Raw genomic sequence first — 17,151 nt, 5'->3', positions numbered from 1 at the left:
CGATCCGTCAGGAGCAGCGATGCACGGCCCTGTCCCCGCCCACTCGCCGTACCGTCCCCCGGCGCGGGGGACGGTCATCGCGCTGCGGGTGGTCCTCGTGGCCGCCGCGGTGCTCAGCCTGGGACTGCTGTCCTGGGCGCCGCTGCTGCGGGCCGCGATCGTGCAGCGCGGACGGCTGGGCTGGTGGCTGTTCGCCGGCGACCTGGTGGCGATCGTCGGCGCGTGCGCGCTGATCACCGGCTACGACACGACGGACTGGCGCACCAACCTCGGGGTGGGGCTGCTGCTGATCCAGATCGCCGCGGCGGTGGCCTACTACCTGGTCGTGGACATCCGCGTCGAGCAGGCCACCGCCCACGGCCCGGCGGCCGGCCACCTCGGCATGCCGCCGGCCGCACCCGCCTACGGCCCGCCGCAACCGCCCGCGCCGCTCCCGCTGTACGCCCAGGAGACCCAGCCCTACGGCGCGCACGGCGCGGCCCCGGTCAACCCGTACGCCATGACCGAGACCCGGCTGCCCGCACCGCCGGCCCGCCCCGCACCGGCGCCCGCCAACCCCTACACCGTGCCCCAGGAGCGCCCGCAGCCGCAGCGCATCGACCGCGTACGGGCCGAGCTGGACGAACTCAGCGACTACCTCCGCAAGGAGGAGGGACGTTGAACGGCCGGGTCATCGGCGGGCGTTACGAACTCTCCGCGCTGCTCGGGCAGGGCGGTATGGGCCAGGTCTGGATCGGCTACGACCGCCGCCTGGACCGCCGGGTCGGCGTGAAGCTGCTGCGCCCCGACCGGGTGGCGGGAACCCCGGACGGCGAGGAGATGCGCCGCCGCTTCGTCCGCGAGTGCCGCGTCACCGCGCAGGTCGACCACCCCGGCCTGGTCACCGTCCACGACGCCGGCAGCGACGACGAGGACCTCTATCTGGTCATGCAGTACGTCGAGGGCGCCGACCTGTCCGACCACCTCGCCGAGCACGACCCCTACCCGTGGCCCTGGGCGGTCTCGGTCGCCGCGCAGCTGTGCGCCGTGCTCGCCTCCGTCCACGCCGTCCCGATCGTCCACCGCGACCTCAAGCCCCGCAACGTCATGATCCGGCCGGACGGTTCGCTGGTCATCCTCGACCTCGGCATCGCCTCCGCGCTGGACACCGACACCACCCGCCTCACCCACACCGGCTCGCCCATCGGCAGCCCCGCGTACATGGCGCCCGAGCAGGCGATGGGCGGCACCGTAGGCCCGCACACCGACCTCTACGCTCTGGGGATCCTGCTCCACGAACTCCTCAGCGGCGAGGTCCCCTTCGCCGGCTCCACGGCCCTCGGCGTCCTGCACCGCCACCTCCACGAGGAGCCCGTCCCGGTACGCAAGCTCCGCCCCGACGTCCCCGAGGCCCTCGAAGCCCTCGTCCTGCACCTCCTGCGCAAGGACCCCGAGGCCCGCCCCGCGGACGCCCAGGAGGTCTACCGGGCGCTGGCCCCCCTGCTGCCCGCGGCCGCCACGGGCCCGCACGCCGCCCAGGCCCCCGCCACCCCGCTCGCCCCGATGGACCCCACCCGCCCCTTCCGCCAGCCCCACGCCCCCTGGCCCGTACGCTCCTCGGGAGGCCCCGCCCCGGCCCCGACGCCGACGGCGCTGTCCACGCCGCTGGTCCCGGCCCCCGAGCCTCCCTCCACCGGCGCCCCCGTGACCACCGGCGGCACCGGCCCCGCTCGCCCGGGCCCCGACCCCCGCACCTCCGTCGCCCGCTCCTCCGCCCCCCACCCCGGCGCCTGGACCTCCGCCGCAACTCCCTTCCCCAGCCCGGCCCCCTCCTCTGCCTCCTCCCTCTCCTCCCCCGCTCCGGGACCGGACGTCGCGTCCGCCGTCGACGAGGTCAAGAGCCTGCTCGACCAGGGCCGGATCACCCGCGCCGTGGACATCCTCGGCGGCATCCTGCCCGCCGCCGCCGAACGCCACGGTGCGCACTCCCCGGTCGTCCGCACCCTGCGCAAGCAGTACGCCGCCACCCTCATGGACGACGGCCAGTACCGTCGCGCCCTGCCCGAACTCCGCATCCTCGCCGAGGAGTTCGGACAGGAATCCGGCGCCGGCGCGACCCGCCAGGCCCTCCAGTTCCACTACGAGGCCGCCCAGTGCCTGGAACAACTCGGCGAGGTCGCCCAGGCCCTGGAGGAGTACCGTGCGCTGCTGCCGTACTTCGAGCACTACGCCGACGACCCCGTCCGCCCGCTCGAAATCCGCCGCTCCATAGGCCACCTGCTGCTGGCCCAGGGCGAACGCGGCGCCGCCCAGGAGGCCCTCTCCCGCCTCCTCTACGACGCCGAGCGCCTGCACGGCCCCCACCACGCCTTCCCGGAGGAACTGCGCCGCACGCTGTACTGGCTGAGCCAGGTGCAGGGCTGAGCGGGGATCCGTCCGGTCGACCGAACCCCCACCCACACCACTGGGTTCACCAGCGAGTTATAGTCGTCGGCGCTCGCTGGAGCGGGCGATTCCACATCACGGGGGACGACACATCATGCGTACGAAGTACACGGCTCGGGCTGCCGCCTCGGCCGCCGTCCTGGCGCTCGCGCTCACCGCTTGCAACGACCCGGCGGGCGCGCCTGTGCCGCCCGCCAAGCCTTCGGCGCCCAGCACTCAACAGGGCATGGGTAGCTCGGCAGGTGCGAGTGGTGGCGCCGCCGACACCGGCAGCAAGGACGACGCCCCGGCGGCCGAGGGCTTCGGGAAGACGCTCGCCATGAACGAGCCCGCCACCGCGACCTACAAGGACGACGACGGCCCCACCCAGCTGGAGATCAAGCCCACGAAGGTCGAAAAGGGCTCCTGGGACGACTTCAAGGGCTTCGACCTCAAGGACACCGACACCAAGAACCTGGTGCCTTACTACCTCGTCATGTCGTACACCTCGAAGGGCGGCGCCGAGCCCTGGATCACCACCTGGGACGCCAAGCGCGACGCGCTGGTCGCCCCGGACCAGGAGGTCGGGCGGCTGACGATGCTCGACGACTTCAAGAAGTGCCCGAACGTCGACCCGGGCCACAAGCCCGGTCAGTTCAAGAAGGGCATGACCGAGAACGCCTGCAAGGTGTACATGGTGCCCAAGAACAAGCCGCTGTACGTGCGGTGGGGCGTCGGCGGAACCGGCGAGGACGTGAAGCCGATCGTGTGGAAGGTCCTCGACTGACGCGGTCGGTGACACTCGGCTGACGCAGCAACAGACGCCGCGGGCGACAGGTGCGGGACCTCCGACCTGTCGCCCGTCGCGTCATCTGACTACGGCCCGGCCGGGAGGCGCGCTTCGGTTGCCATCAGCGCACCGCCTTCGGGTGGGGATGGCGGCCGATCTCGACGTTGCAGTCGGTCACCTTCGACCTGTCTCCTACGGCGTAGGCCTTCGCGCGCTGCTCGGCGAGGGCCCCGCACACATCGCACCCGGCAACCGGTAAGGGATCCGACGCCGGTTCCCCCAGGTGAACGGGGCGGCAGATGCGGGGCATCAGCCCGTCACCTCCACACCGTGAATCCGGGGCGGCCCGGCGTCGTATCCGTGCACGGCCAGCCACAGCGCCCGCCGTCGTCCGCGCTGCAAGCGCCGCTCCCGCCGTTCCTGCCACTCCTCGGGAGTCAGAACGTAAGGGCGGACCAGGGGTGCGCCTTCGTCGCGCGCCAACAGCAGCACCGGGCGGCTGGAGGAGGTGAAGGGCGCGAATGCCGGCGCCCCTCCGGTCTCTACTGATGGGGACGGGGCGGCGGTGCGGTGTCGGCCCGACGAGGGCAACAGCCATCGCAACAGCAGTGCGATGAGCCTTTGGATAGGCTCGGTCATGTCGTCAACCTCCAGGGGGTTGGTGGCCACGCCCTCGGGCCGGTGCACGCCGGTCGCGAGGGTCCTGCGTTTCATCACGCTGTGTGGCGCTTCCCTCACAGAGTCGAGGTCTTTCTGGCTACGCTGCTAGTAGGGCGAGCCTGACAACGCACCTTTCAACTCGGGGAGTTAGCCCATGGAGATCGACCGCAGGCCACGCACTCCTAGGGAGAAGTACGGGGAAGAACTGCGGCTGCGCCGTGTAGCCGCCGGCATGACGCAGGAAGAACTGAGTGAGCGCGTGGTGTGCTCGCCCACGTTGATCAGCCACTTCGAGGCCGGGCGCCGGTTGCCCAAGCCGGATGATGCGGCGCGGATCGACCGGGCGTTGGGGACGGACGGGTTCTTCGCCCGGTGGCTGGAGGATCTGGAGTCGAAGTACGCCGACCATTTCGCTGCGGCTGCCGAGTTGGAGCAACAGGCCACGCTGATCCAACAGTTCGCGCTCTCGCTGGTCCCCGGTGTGCTTCAGACCGACGACTACGCGCGTGCCCTCTTCCGTGCATACCGGCCGAATCACACCGCCGAATCACTTGACGAGGCCGTTGTCATCCGAACAAAGCGCCGTCGGATTCTCGATGGGCCGACGCAGCCGGTCGTCTGGACACTGCTGGATGAGGCCGTACTGCGGCGCAGCGTCGGCGGCCCCTTGGTCATGGCGGAACAGCTGGGCAAGATCGCAGACATGGCGGAGGCCGGGCGGCTGCGCCTACACGTCATTCCGTACGGCGTTGGGGCGCATTCGCTCATGGAGAGTCTGCTCACGCTCATGAGCTTCGAGGACTCCGCCCCAGCGGCCTATGTCGAGGGCTTCCTGAGCGGGAATCTCATGGACGATCCGGCTCTGGTGAGTACCTGTCAGACCGCCTACGCTCTGGCCCTGAGCGACGCGTTGTCGCAACAGGAGTCACTGGCCCTCGTCAGGGCGGCAGCAGAGGAACACGCGCATGGTCAGCAGTGAGCACACGGTCTCCGACTCGTCGACCCTCTTCGGGTGGTACAAGTCCAGCTACAGCGGTGGCGGTCAAGGTGAATGCCTTGAAGTTGCCCGTGGCCACGCCGACGTGCCCGTACGCGACAGCAAGCGCCCCACCGGCCCGGCACTGCTCTTCCCGGCGGAGAGCTGGTCGTCGTTCGTCTCAGCCGTCAAGCGCGGGGAGCTACCTCTCTAACTGAGCCGGACCGAGAAACCGACCTCCCCCCAGATCGTTGGCCGAAGCAGTGGCCTGGGCCACAACGACTGCTTAGCATCGATCACTAAAGGTCGAGACTCCGTCGCACGATCTGCCGGGAGGCCATGTGTTCCGCCGTAGGACAGCGCTCTCCGTATCCGCCACCGCCGCCCTGCTGGTGGCGGCCCCGCTGCTCGCCGCCTGCGGGGGCGAGGCGCACCCCGGTGCCGCGGCCATCGTGGACGGGAAGCGGATCACCGTCGCGCAGCTGCAGGCGAAGGTGAAGGACGTACGGGCCGCGCAGGCGAAGTCCCCGCAGGGCGCCCAGCTGATCATGAACACCGGGCGGCTGAGCCTGGCCACCCTCAACGGCATGATCTTCGACGAGGTGCTGGCCCGCAGCGCGAAGGACGCCGGGGTGACGGTCACCCGCGGCGACATCCAGAAGTGGCGGGACAAGGCCGAGAAGCAGGCCGGTGGCGCCGAGCGGCTGAAGGCGCTCTGGCTCCAGCAGGGCATCGCGCCGCAGGAGGCCGACGGCATGGTGCGCAACCAGCTGCTGCTGGACGGCGTCGCCAAGCACCTGGGCGCGGACCGGGGCACGCCGGAGGGGCAGCGGAAGCTGGCCCAGGCGCTGGCCGCGACGTCCCGCTCGCTGGGCATCGACGTCAATCCGCGGTTCGGGAAGTGGGACGACCAGCAGGTCATCCTGGGGGAGACCAAGGAACCGTGGATCACGACGGAGCCGGTGCGGCAGCAGGCCTGAGCGCCGCCGCGCGCGGGACCCGCGTCCCGCCGTGCTCCCCGCCGGGCCGGGCGGGGAGCGCTGACCGGCGCCGGGCGGTGTCGGTAGGGTGCGTTACGTTCGATGCGTGAACGCTGACGCCTCTGCCGCCGACTCCGGCGCCGACGCCCGCCCCCAGGGCACCGGCACCGGACGCCTGGTCCTGCTCACCACCAGCCACCGGGTCGCCCCCGGGCTCCTGTCCTGGCCCGCATGGCAGGTGCTGCGTACGGCCGAGCGGGTGCTGTGCGCCGACGCCGGCCATCCGCAGCTGCCCTATCTGCGCGAGACCGGCATCGACGTCGAGATCGCCGCCCCCAGCGCCCGTGAACTGGTGGACTACTGCGTGCCCGAGTGCCGTACGGCCGTGGTCCTGACCTCCTCGGAGGGGGAGAGCGCGCTGACCGACGGCCTGGCCCGGCTGGCCGGCTCGGGCCGGGAGACCATGCCCGACCTGGAGCTGCTGCCCGGCTCCTACGACCTGCCCGGGGCTCGCCTTCTCGACCTCGTCCAGGTCATGGACCAGATCCGCGCCGAGTGCCCGTGGAGCAGCATCCGCACACACCAGGACCTCGCCAAGTACGGCCTGGAGGAGGCGTACGAGATGGTCGAGGCCATCGAGGCGGGCGACCGGGTGGAGTTGCGCGAGGAGCTGGGGGACGTACTGCTCCAGGTCGTCTTCCACGCCCGGATCGCCCAGGACGACCAGGACGAGCCGTTCTCCATCGACGACGTGGCGGGCACGATCGTGGAGAAGCTCATCCACCGCCACCCCCATGTCTTCGGGGAGGAGACGGCGAGCACCCCGGAGGACGTCAAGGCGCACTGGCTTCGGACGAAGGCCGAGGAGAAGCAGCGCGAGTCGGTGACCGAGGGCGTTCCGCTGGGCCAGCCCGGACTCGCGCTGGCGGCGAAGCTGGCGTCGCGGGTGCGCACGGCGGGCCTCGACGTCGCCCTGCCGACCGGCGCGGGCATCGGCTACGAGCTGCTGGCGATGGCGGTACGGGCCGAGGAGGAAGGGGTGGACCCCGAGGCGGCCCTGCGGGCGGCGGCGCGGGCCTATCGGGATGCCGTAGTGGCGGCCGAGGGCGGTGCGGATTAGTACCGTTGGGGGAGGGACGGGCTTGAGGGGGCGCGGTGGAACGGGAGTTACTGAAGCTGGCGGCCTGGGGGGCGACGGCGCTGGCCCGGGCCGCGGGCACGGACGCCTGGGCGGCTGTGCGGCCACGCCTCGACGAGCTGTTCGCGAGGTATGACCTCGTCTTCCCGGTACGGCGCGGGGAGGACGAGGTGTTCGCCCCGTACTTGGAGCTGAGCCTGTACAACCTGTTGAAGGTCGATCCCGAGGCCGCCGGGGAACTGCGCGCCATCCTGGCCGAGTTGCCCGCGGGGCCGCCCGGTGCACCCCCAAGCGGCCCCCCTGCCGGCCCCGGCGTGCACAACGCCCTCTCCGGCGGCACTCAGGGCAGCGTCATCCAGGCGGGCTCGGTCGGCACGATCACCGTGCAGGCGCCCGTGTACCACCAGGGCACCCACATCGACCCCGAGAGCTGGCCCGCGGCAGGGGACGCGGACCCCATCGCGCTGGGGGTTCGGCCGACCCACCGGGGGACCGGCCTGCCACCGCTTCCGCCGTACGTCGGCCGCGACCGTGACCGCGAACTGACCGCGGCGGTGGCGCAGGCCCGTACGCGGGGCGGGCTGGTGCTGGTGCTCGGGGAGCCGTTCGCCGGCAAGTCGCGTACGGCGCTGGCAGCGCTGGCCGACCAGCTCGACGGCTTCCGGGTGTACGCGCCGGCCCGGGGCGCGGATCTGCGGGGGCTGCCCGCGCTCCTGCAGGGCCGCCCCGGACGGTACGCGGTATGGCTGGACGACCTGGACGGGCACCTCGGCGAGGGCGGGCTGGAGCCGCGGCTGCTGGCGCAGTTGAGCGCCCTGCGGGTGGTCGTGCTGGCCACCATGCGGGACGAGGCGTACGACGAGCACCGCCATGAGCCGCACGGCCGGGTGCTCGACCTCGCGCAGACGGTGGAGCTGGCACGGGAGTGGAGTCCGGCCGAGCGGGCGCTGCTGACGGAGAGCGCCGGGCGCACGGGGGACTTCCGGTTGACCGCCGCGGCGGCTTCGAGCGGAACGGAAGGCCTCGCGGCGTATCTCGGCCTGGGCCCGCTGCTCTGGGAGGAGTGGTGGCGCGCCCGCCGGGCCGACCGGCATCCGCGCGGCCACGCCCTGGTGCGGGCGGCCCTCGACCTGGCCCGCTGCGGACTCGACGGGCCGTTGCCCATGGACCTGCTGCTGAAGGTGCATGAGGGCTACGCGGACGTGACCGGGATGGACCGCGAGTCGGCGGCGGACGCGGTCGCCTGGGCGGCGGAGCGGCGGCACGGGCTGCGCCTGCTCGTCCGGGTCACCGGCGACACCTGGCGGGCCGCGCCCTTCCTCGTCGAGACCGCGGCCCGGCACGAGACCTTCCCGCCCGTGGACGGCCAGGTCTGGGGCTGCGCTCTGGAAGCGGCCCGCGAGGACGGGGCGCGGGACTTCGCGAAGATCGCGGCGGGGGCGCGCGAGGCTTTCCGGCGGGCCGCCGACGAAGGCGACAGCCATGCCCTGCACAACCTCGGCGTCCTCGCGGAATCCCTCGGCGAGGGGGAGGAGGCCGAGGAATGGTTCCGGCGTGCGGCGGAGGCCGGGCAGTCGCGGTCCGCCGGCAGGCTGGGACGGATGCTGGCCGAGCGGGGCGAGGGCAAGCTCGCCGAGCGATATCTGGAGCAGGCCGCCGAGGTGGGGGATGCCGAGGCGGCGACGCTGCTGGGCAAGGTGCTGCGGGAGCGGGCTCAGCGCTGGCTGACGGTGGGCCGGGAGGGCGGCAGCCTGGAGGCCGCCCAGCTGCTGGCGGAGCAGCTGCTGGGGGCCGGGGACAACGACGGTGCCTTCGATTGTTACTGGGAGGCGGTCACCGCCGGGTATGCGCCGGCGGTGGCGGGCTATGCCACCTTGTTGTTCCTGTGGAACTCGCGTGAGTACGCCGAGGTCTGGCTACGGCGCGCCGCGGACGCGGGCGACAAGCGGGCTGCCGAGGTGCTGCACGACGCCTACGACAGCCCCGCGCCCACGGACACCGACGAGCAGGAATTCCGGTCGCACGCCGACGAAGGAAGGGAGTTCGCGCCGGGCAACCTGGGCGTGTTTCTGGAGTTGCGGGGACGCACGGACGAGGCTCAGCGCTGGTACCGGGAGGCGTACGAGACGGGCGACGCCCACGGCGCCTTCCGTCTCGCCGAGCTCCACAAGAAGGCCGGAGAGCCCGATCAGGCCCAGGCCTGGTACCGCAAGGCCGCCGAGATGGGGCACCTGGGCGCCGAGCATGCGCTGGCGGAGAAGCCGGACGCGGTCAGCGAGTGACCGGCACCGAGGCCGGTACGGGCTTGCGCTCCACCCCTGTACCGCCCGGCAGCCCGCGCCGCCGCCGCAGATCCGCGACCCACACCGCCACGACGGCCACCGCCAGCCCCGCGCCCAGCGTGCACACCCCGCCCCAGCCCCCCGCGCCCCACACCACCGACGTCAGCGCCGACCCAGCCGCCCCGCCGACGAAGTAGCTGGTCATATAGGCCGAGTTGAGGCGGTTGCGGGCCTCCGGGCGGACCCCGTAGACCAGGTTCTGGTTGCTGACGTGGACCGCCTGGGCGGCCAGGTCCAGTACGACCACCCCGGCGAGCAGCGCCACCAGCGACCAGGCGCCGCCCGCGCCGCCGGCCGCCAGCAGGCCCCACGAGCCCAGCAGCAGGAACGCCGCGGCGCCGGTGACGCGGTGCGCCAGGCCGCGGTCCGATAGCCGCCCCGCCATCGACGCGGACAGCGAACCGGCCGCCCCGACCAGACCCAGCAGCCCGATCGCCGACTCCTGCCAGCCGTACGCCGGGCCGGACAGCAAGAACGCCACCGCGGTCCACAGCACGGAGAAGCCCGCGAAGGTCAGCGCGCCCAGTACGGCCCGCCACCGGAGTACCGGCTCCTGGGCGAACAGCGCCAGCGTCGAGCGCAACAGCGCCGGATAGCGCAGTCCGGCCGCGGTGCGCAGGGCCGGCAGCCGGAGCCGCAGCAGCAGAGCCATCAGCAGCATCAGCGCGGCGTTGACCCAGTAGACGGTGCGCCAGCCGCCCAGTTCGGTGAGCAGCCCGGCGGCCGTACGGGCCAGCAGGATGCCCAGCAGCAGTCCGGTCATGACGGTGCCGACGGTTCGGCCGCGCTCGGCGGGGGCCGCCAGGGTCGCCGCGTACGGCACGACGACCTGTGCGGCGACCGAGGTCAGGCCGGTGAGGGCGGTGCCGGTCAGCAGCAGGGCGGCGTTCGGTGCGCTCGCCGTGACGGTCAGGAACACGGCCGTGGCCGCGCAGAGCGTCACCGCGAGGCGGCGGCGCTCCAGGAGGTCGCCGAGGGGGACGAGCAGCAGCAGGCCGAGGCCGTAGCCGACCTGGGCGACGGTGACCACCAGCGCGGCGGTGGCGGCGGAGAGGTGCAGGTCGTGGCCGATGGTGCCCAGGAGGGGCTGGGCGAAGTAGTTGCCGGCGACCGACAGGCCGGTGGCGACCGACATCAGCAGCAGGGTGCCGCGACCCAGTCGGCGCTGCTCCGGTCCCTGTTCGGGTTCCATGGACGACCTCCCCGTGATGCGCCCGCGGCCACTGCGGCGGCGGGCATCTCCCAGCCTGGGGCCCCGCCATCGATGAGTCCAACACATCGTTGTCATCTCATCCATCGTGAATCGAGATCGATGCGCCTAGGATCGGTGGGCATGGAGCTGCAGCAGATGAGGTACGTGGTCGCGGTGGCCGAGACCGGCGGTTTCACCCGGGCCGCCGAGCGCTGCCATGTGGTGCAGTCCGCGCTCAGCCATCAGATCGCCCGCCTGGAGAAGGAGCTCGGTGCCCGGCTCTTCGACCGCACCAGCCGCAGCGTCCGGCTGACGACCGCCGGCGAGGCGTTCGTCCCGGTCGCCCGGCAGGCGCTTGAGGCGGCCGAGCGGGCCCGCGCCGAGGTGGCGGCGGCGACCGGCGAGGTGCGCGGCCGGCTGGCGGTCGGCGCCATCTCGACCGTCGCGGCCGTCGATCTCGCCCGTGAGCTGGGCGCCTTTCGCAGCCGCTATCCGCGGGTGCGGGTCAGTCTGCAGATGGAGATGAGCGATCCGCTGATCGAGAAGGTGCGGGAGGGGACGCTGGACGTCGCCTTCGTCGGGCTGGTGCCCGGTGCGCGCACCGACGGCGTACGGGAGCGGGAGCTGGCGCGCGGTGAGCTGGTGGCGGTGGTGCCGCCGGGGCATCCGCTGGCCGACCGGGAGTGGACGACGCTGGCGCGGCTGGCGCGGGAGACCTTCGTGGACTTCACGGCGGGTTCGGCGGCGCGGCGGCAGCGCGATGAGGCGTTCCGGGCCGCGGGGCTCGCCTCGGAGGTGGCGTTCGAGGTCACCACGGTGGAGTTCCTGGCGAAGCTGGTGCGGGCCGGGCTGGGCATCGGCATGGTCCCGGAGGCGATCGCCGCCGATCTGCCGGGGCTGCACATCGTGCGGGCGCGGCCGGCGCCGGAGCGCACCGAGCGGGTGGTGTGGAGCGGTCTGGGCCCGTCGCCGGCGGCCGTGGCGTTTCTCGCGGGGCTGGGGGTGCAGGCGGGGTAGGACGGGTGGACGCGCCGTGGTGCGCCCACCGGTTACGGTCGGAAGGTGCACGACGAGCCGGACGCCACTCCTGATCCCACCGCCCCCGCCGAAGCATCGGCCGACGCCCGCGCGAGCGCGCCGGCCGGCGCCGGGGCCGAGGCACCCGCGGGCTGCCCCGTGACGTCCTCCGCCGGGGCCGCCGGCCCGGCTCCCGAGCTGTTCACCTGGGAGTTCGCCGCGGACCCGTACCCCGCGTACGCCTGGCTGCGCCGCCATGCGCCGGTCTACCGGACCGAGCTGCCCAGCGGTGTCGAGGCCTGGCTGGTGACCCGTTACACCGAGGCGCGGCAGGCGCTCGCCGACGCCCGGCTGTCGAAGAACCCGGTGCACCACAGCGAGTCCGCGCACGGCAAGGGCAAGGTCGGCATCCCGGGGGAGCGCAGCGCCAACCTGATGACGCATCTGCTCAACATCGACCCGCCCGACCACACCCGGCTGCGCCGGCTGGTGTCGAAGGCGTTCACCCCGCGCCGGGTCGCGGCCTTCGCCCCCCGCGTCCGGGAGCTGGCCGACCAGCTCATCGACGGCTTCGCCGACCGCGGCGAGGCCGACCTGATCCATGAGTTCGCCTTTCCGCTGCCCATCTACGCGATCTGCGACCTGCTCGGGGTGCCGCGCGAGGACCAGGACGACTTCCGCGACTGGGCGGGCATGATGATCCGGCACGGCGGGGGCCCGCGCGGCGGGGTCGCCCGGTCCGTGAAGAAGATGCGCGGCTATCTCGCCGAGCTGATCCACCGCAAGCGGGCGTCCCTGGGGGAGACGGCGGAGCCGGACGAGGACCTGATATCCGGTCTGATCCGCGCCTCCGACCACGGCGAGCACCTCACGGAGAACGAGGCCGCCGCGATGGCGTTCATCCTGCTCTTCGCCGGTTTCGAGACCACCGTCAACCTCATCGGCAACGGCACCTATGCGCTGCTGCGCCACCCCGCCCAGCGCGAACTGCTGCAGAAGTCGATGGTGGCGGGCGACACCGAGCTGCTGGCCACCGGCATCGAGGAGTTGCTCCGCTACGACGGGCCCGTGGAGCTGGCGACCTGGCGGTTCGCGACGCAGGAGCTGACGCTCGGCGGGCAGCGGATCGCCGAGGGCGATCCCGTACTGGTGGTGCTGGCCGCCGCGGACCGTGATCCGTCACGCTTTGTCGAACCCGATGTTCTCGATCTGACCCGACGTGACAATCAGCATCTGGGATACGGGCACGGCATCCACTACTGCCTGGGCGCACCGCTCGCCCGGCTCGAAGGGCAGACCGCGCTCGCCACGCTCCTGACCCGGCTCCCGGACATCCGGTTTGCCACGGATCCTGATGATCTGCGCTGGCGCGGCGGGCTCATCATGCGCGGACTGCGGTCCCTTCCGGTGGAGTTCACGCCCGAACGGTCCTGACCGGGGGTATCGCCGAAGGTGACGCAGCGTCAGCAGCGTGACCTCCGCGTGATCTGCGCTACACCGGCTTGTGACTACCCGTGACCCCGGCTACCTTTCGATCGACGGTCGACAGGATTCACGATTCGTTCACGCGGGCGCACGCATAAGCGGACGTCCGATGGGGTGGGGAATCGAACGGTCGTCGAACAACTCAACCGCCGCGCGAAAGGCATCCGCATGCGTTCCGGGAACGGCCGACATCGTCGCCCCCGTCAAGCACCGGCCATCTTTGTCACGGTGGGAGTGACCGGCGCGGGGCTCGCACTGCCCCTGGTCTCCGCCAGTGGGGCACACGCCGCCGACACCGCGACCTGGGACCGGGTCGCCCAGTGCGAGAGCGGCGGGGTGTGGAGCGCCGCCTCGGGCAACGGCTTCTACGGCGGGCTGCAGCTGACCCAGGAGATGTGGGACGACTACGGCGGCGGGGCCTACGCCTCGCGCCCCGATCTCGCCAGCCGCGCCCAGCAGATAGCCGTGGCCGAATCGATCCTCGACGACCGCGGCCCGGACGCCTGGCCGAGCTGCGCCGTCAACGCCGGGCTCACCAAGGACGGCCGCGCGCCGAAGGTCGACCCGGGCAGCACGAGCACGCCGCGGCCCGACCCGTCCGACGAAGACGCCGACCCGGCGCCCTGGGACCAGCCCCCGTCGACCGGCTCGTCCGATGACCCCGGCGACCCGGACGACTCCAAGGCTCACGAGGGCGACCACGAGGCCGAGCCCAAGGGGTCCCATGACGGATCCCAGGGCGGCTCCCACGACGGATCGTCCGACGACTCGCGCGACGACGCGGGCGACGAGCCGTCCCAGGAGACGCCGGCGCCGTCCGAGTCCGACGGCGGCGACACCCCCGAGACCCCGGAGCCGTCCGACTCCGCCACCCCCGGCGACCAGGGCGACGACGCCTCCCGCCCCACCGACCCCGCCGGCGACGCCGGCCGTACGGACCCGAGCGGTACGCCCGGCCAGACGCCCGGCAAGGGCAAGCACCGCGGCGACGCGGACCCGGGCGAGGACGACGGCGGCGACCGGTCGCCCGGCGGCCGGCACGCCTCGCGCGGCGACGACGGGCGCCGCACGGACCCGGCGGACGGCGACTACACCGTGCGCCCGGGTGACAGCCTGTCAGCCATCGCCGCGGCCCACCGGCTGCCCGGCGGCTGGCCCGCGCTCTACGAGCGCAACGAGGGCGTCATCGGGGCCGACGAGAACCTGATCCAGCCGGGTCAGCGGCTCGATCTCGGGCATGCGGCAGGCTAGTTCGCCGTATTCGTCCCCTTTGGGAAAGTGAGACAAGGCTCTCGTTGGGCGGCGGGCGGGCAGATCCGCCCGCCGCCGTCATAACGGGTCCCACCTGCAGATATGTGACCAACCCGTGATCAAAAACGGTCAACTTGGTTCAGAAGGTGGGGTTTGAACACCAAGGGGATTACTGCTTACGGTCAGGACCGCTCGCCAAAGCGGGCCCCTTCGATCACACGCCGAATCCTGCCGGTGGTCGGAGGTAGTTGACGCGCAAGCGCCGAAGGCAGGAGCGGGGGAACCAAGGTAGGCGCCGGCCCGGTCCGTGAAAGCGGGTCAGTCGGCTTGGGGTGAAGCCAGGTGCGCCACGCGCGCCCGGCCGGGCGACTCACAGCCCGAACCCGACAGCTCACCTCGTAGGCGTCGGTGAGGAAACGAACGAACCATGCTGATCAACAAGGGCAAGCACCGTCGTCCCTCCAAGGCCGTCCGCGTCGCCACCCTCGCCGGTGTCGCCGGTGCCGCCGTCGCCGTCCCGCTGATGGGCGCCACGTCCGCCTCCGCCGCCTCGGTCGCCACCTGGGACAAGGTCGCCCAGTGCGAGTCCGGTGGCAACTGGTCGATCAACACCGGTAACGGCTACTACGGTGGCCTGCAGTTCTCCAACTCCAGCTGGGCCGCCGCCGGTGGCACCCAGTACGCGGCGCGCGCCGACCTGGCCACCAAGGCCCAGCAGATCGCCGCCGCCGAGAAGCTCCTCGCCATCCAGGGCCCGGGTGCCTGGTCCTGCGCCGGTGCCGGCGGCCTGACCTCCGGTGGCCCGTCCCCCGACCTCGACACCTCCACCAAGTCCGCCCCCAAGCAGGACGAGGCCAAGCCCGAGGTGAAGAAGGCCCCGGCCCCCAAGGCCGAGAAGGCCCAGCCGGCCCCGAAGAAGTCCGAGCGCGGCGGCGACTACACCGTCAAGTCCGGCGACACCCTCGCCAAGATAGCCAAGGCCCACGGCACCAACTGGAAGTCGCTCTACGAGGCCAACAAGTCGGTCATCGGCGGCAACCCGAACCTGATCTTCCCGGGTCAGCAGCTCAGCATCTGAGCCGTCCGCTCACCGGGACTCCCGCCCGCCGAAGCGGCGGGCCCCGTTCCTCCGTGAGACCGCCCCGTCCGGCGCGCCACTCCCCCCAGCGCGCCGCGGCGGGGCTTCTCCATGCGCCGCGGTCCGCACCGCCGTGACCAGCTGCGTCTCGCGCTTTTACCCGCTCAGCGAACAGTGTGGCGAAACATCCCGTGAACTGCGCCTTTGGGCTCTTTGTTCCGTCATTCCGTCCCACGGAGCGGGCCAAGGGCAAGCGCACGCGCCCCGGGCCGTTAGGCTCGTGCTGCAGAACTCCAGACACCCACGAAGGAGACAACGTGCCGTCCATCGACGTCGTCGTAGCCCGCGAAATTCTCGACTCGCGAGGTAATCCCACGGTCGAGGTCGAGGTCGGCCTCGACGACGGCAGCACGGGCCGTGCCGCCGTGCCGTCCGGCGCCTCGACCGGCGCCTTCGAGGCCATCGAGCTCCGCGACGGCGACCCGAACCGCTACCTCGGCAAGGGCGTCGAGAAGGCCGTCCTGGCCGTCATCGAGCAGATCGGCCCGGAGCTCGTCGGCTACGACGCGACCGAGCAGCGGCTGATCGACCAGGCGATGTTCGACCTGGACGCCACCGACAACAAGGGCTCGCTCGGCGCCAACGCCATCCTCGGCGTCTCCCTCGCCGTCGCGCACGCCGCCTCCGAGGCCAGCGACCTCCCGCTGTTCCGCTACCTCGGCGGCCCGAACGCGCACGTGCTGCCCGTGCCGATGATGAACATCCTCAACGGCGGCTCGCACGCCGACTCCAACGTGGACATCCAGGAGTTCATGATCGCGCCGATCGGCGCGGAGTCCTTCTCCGAGGCGCTGCGCTGGGGCGCGGAGGTCTACCACACCCTCAAGAAGGTTCTCAAGGAGCGCGGCCTGTCCACCGGCCTCGGCGACGAGGGCGGCTTCGCCCCGAACCTGGGCTCCAACCGCGAGGCCCTCGACCTCATCCTGGAGGCCGTCAAGCAGGCCGGTTACACCCCCGGCCAGGACATCGCGCTCGCGCTGGACGTCGCCGCCTCCGAGTTCTACAAGGACGGCACGTACCAGTTCGAGGGCCAGTCCCGCTCGGCCGCCGAGATGACCGAGTACTACGCGGAGCTGGTCGACGCCTACCCGCTGGTCTCCATCGAGGACCCGCTGTTCGAGGACGACTGGGCCGGCTGGAAGGTCATCACCGACAAGCTCGGCGCCAAGGTCCAGCTGGTCGGCGACGACCTGTTCGTCACCAACCCCGAGCGCCTCGCCCGCGGCATCGAGGAGGGCTCCGCCAACGCGCTGCTGGTGAAGGTCAACCAGATCGGCTCGCTGACCGAGACCCTGGACGCCGTCGAGCTGGCCCAGCGCAACGGCTTCAAGTGCATGATGTCGCACCGCTCCGGTGAGACCGAGGACGTCACCATCGCCGACCTGGCCGTCGCCACCAACTGCGGCCAGATCAAGACCGGTGCCCCGGCCCGCTCCGAGCGCGTCGCCAAGTACAACCAGCTGCTGCGCATCGAGGAGATCCTCGACGACGCCGCGGTCTACGCCGGCCGCTCCGCCTTCCCGCGGTTTCGCTCCGCGAACTGAAATCAGTACAGCGCTCCGCGAACTGATTCAGTACAGCGCTCCGCGAACTGAATCAGTACAGCGCTCCGCGAACTGATTCGGTGCAGCGCCCGGCGAACTGACGCGGAGCGGAGCTCCGCGTCACGGCTGATCGGCTGACGTTACGGCCGAGCACCTCCGTACGTCCCCGGCGACGGTCCCGTACCGTTGCCGGGGACGTACCTGCTTGATGCAGTCCGGCGTCAGTCAGTGAAGG

15 protein-coding genes and 1 riboswitch are annotated in these 17,151 nt (G+C 72.0%); of the genes, 13 read left to right on the top strand and 2 right to left on the bottom strand.

Annotation, left to right across the window (positions count from 1 at the left end; all coding sequences use genetic code 11):
* The first annotated feature begins 19 nt into the window (after nucleotides 1-19).
* The 3 genes from WAB15_RS17250 (at nucleotide 20) to WAB15_RS17240 (ending at nucleotide 3,190) form a co-directional block, all read left to right on the top strand.
* Nucleotides 20-661: a hypothetical protein gene (locus tag WAB15_RS17250; RefSeq protein WP_407286793.1), complete on the top strand. Its 642-nt coding sequence runs from the start codon at nucleotides 20-22 to the stop codon at nucleotides 659-661.
* Nucleotides 658-2,403 carry a protein kinase domain-containing protein gene (locus WAB15_RS17245; protein ID WP_407286792.1) on the top strand — a complete coding sequence of 582 codons (1,746 nt, stop codon included), beginning with the start codon at nucleotides 658-660 and terminating at the stop codon, nucleotides 2,401-2,403. The genes WAB15_RS17250 and WAB15_RS17245 overlap by 4 nt, the downstream gene beginning before the upstream one ends.
* Nucleotides 2,404-2,518: 115 nt before the next feature.
* Entirely contained in the window at nucleotides 2,519-3,190 is a 672-nt protein-coding gene (locus tag WAB15_RS17240) for a hypothetical protein (RefSeq protein ID WP_399149781.1), read from the top strand.
* 312 nt (nucleotides 3,191-3,502) lie between these two features.
* Here the strand turns inward: WAB15_RS17240 and WAB15_RS17235 are convergent, their stop codons facing one another.
* Nucleotides 3,503-3,832 (bottom strand): hypothetical protein, encoded by a 330-nt coding sequence (locus tag WAB15_RS17235; RefSeq protein WP_407286791.1) that lies wholly within the window; start codon nucleotides 3,830-3,832, stop codon nucleotides 3,503-3,505.
* A gap of 175 nt (nucleotides 3,833-4,007) precedes the next feature.
* Here WAB15_RS17235 and WAB15_RS17230 point away from each other — a divergent pair, with 175 nt between their 5' ends.
* The 5 genes from WAB15_RS17230 (at nucleotide 4,008) to WAB15_RS17210 (ending at nucleotide 9,229) form a co-directional block, all read left to right on the top strand.
* Nucleotides 4,008-4,832: a Scr1 family TA system antitoxin-like transcriptional regulator gene (locus WAB15_RS17230; protein ID WP_407286790.1), complete on the top strand. Its 825-nt coding sequence runs from the start codon at nucleotides 4,008-4,010 to the stop codon at nucleotides 4,830-4,832.
* Entirely contained in the window at nucleotides 4,819-5,043 is a 225-nt protein-coding gene (locus WAB15_RS17225) for a DUF397 domain-containing protein (protein WP_407286789.1), read from the top strand. Before WAB15_RS17230 ends, WAB15_RS17225 begins: the two co-directional genes overlap by 14 nt.
* Nucleotides 5,044-5,170: 127 nt before the next feature.
* The gene (locus tag WAB15_RS17220) at nucleotides 5,171-5,809 is read left to right on the top strand and encodes a SurA N-terminal domain-containing protein (protein ID WP_407286788.1); all 639 of its coding nucleotides are present in this window, start codon (nucleotides 5,171-5,173) and stop codon (nucleotides 5,807-5,809) included.
* Between the two features lie 106 nt (nucleotides 5,810-5,915).
* Nucleotides 5,916-6,929, top strand: a complete 1,014-nt coding sequence (locus WAB15_RS17215) for a nucleoside triphosphate pyrophosphohydrolase (protein WP_399149776.1) — start codon at nucleotides 5,916-5,918, stop codon at nucleotides 6,927-6,929.
* A 35-nt stretch (nucleotides 6,930-6,964) separates the two neighbouring features.
* Nucleotides 6,965-9,229, top strand: coding sequence for a tetratricopeptide repeat protein (locus tag WAB15_RS17210; RefSeq protein ID WP_407286787.1), 2,265 nt, complete (start codon nucleotides 6,965-6,967; stop codon nucleotides 9,227-9,229).
* Here the strand turns inward: WAB15_RS17210 and WAB15_RS17205 are convergent.
* On the bottom strand, nucleotides 9,219-10,481 hold the full coding sequence (locus WAB15_RS17205; RefSeq protein WP_407286786.1) for an MFS transporter: 1,263 nt from the start codon (nucleotides 10,479-10,481) through the stop codon (nucleotides 9,219-9,221). The genes WAB15_RS17210 and WAB15_RS17205 overlap by 11 nt on opposite strands.
* A 141-nt stretch (nucleotides 10,482-10,622) precedes the next feature.
* Here WAB15_RS17205 and WAB15_RS17200 point away from each other — a divergent pair, with 141 nt between their 5' ends.
* The 5 genes from WAB15_RS17200 (at nucleotide 10,623) to eno (ending at nucleotide 16,916) form a co-directional block, all read left to right on the top strand.
* Entirely contained in the window at nucleotides 10,623-11,498 is an 876-nt protein-coding gene (locus WAB15_RS17200) for a LysR family transcriptional regulator (RefSeq protein WP_407286785.1), read from the top strand.
* Between the two features lie 159 nt (nucleotides 11,499-11,657).
* Nucleotides 11,658-12,932 (top strand): cytochrome P450, encoded by a 1,275-nt coding sequence (locus tag WAB15_RS17195; RefSeq protein WP_407289244.1) that lies wholly within the window; start codon nucleotides 11,658-11,660, stop codon nucleotides 12,930-12,932.
* 279 nt (nucleotides 12,933-13,211) lie between these two features.
* Nucleotides 13,212-14,234 (top strand): transglycosylase family protein, encoded by a 1,023-nt coding sequence (locus tag WAB15_RS17190; RefSeq protein ID WP_407286784.1) that lies wholly within the window; start codon nucleotides 13,212-13,214, stop codon nucleotides 14,232-14,234.
* A 209-nt stretch (nucleotides 14,235-14,443) separates the two neighbouring features.
* Nucleotides 14,444-14,654, top strand: a riboswitch (cyclic di-AMP (ydaO/yuaA leader).
* 7 nt (nucleotides 14,655-14,661) lie between these two features.
* Nucleotides 14,662-15,312, top strand: a complete 651-nt coding sequence (locus WAB15_RS17185) for a transglycosylase family protein (protein WP_399149771.1) — start codon at nucleotides 14,662-14,664, stop codon at nucleotides 15,310-15,312.
* Between the two features lie 317 nt (nucleotides 15,313-15,629).
* On the top strand, nucleotides 15,630-16,916 hold the full coding sequence (eno, locus tag WAB15_RS17180) for a phosphopyruvate hydratase (protein ID WP_399149770.1): 1,287 nt from the start codon (nucleotides 15,630-15,632) through the stop codon (nucleotides 16,914-16,916).
* Nucleotides 16,917-17,151 lie beyond the last annotated feature (235 nt).

It is taken from the genome of Streptomyces sirii, from assembly GCF_045690365.1.
GTDB classification, from domain to species: Bacteria; Actinomycetota; Actinomycetes; order Streptomycetales; family Streptomycetaceae; genus Streptomyces; species Streptomyces sirii.
The sequence above is the reverse complement of the archived record's forward strand: the minus strand, read 5'-3'. Positions and strand labels throughout refer to the sequence as shown.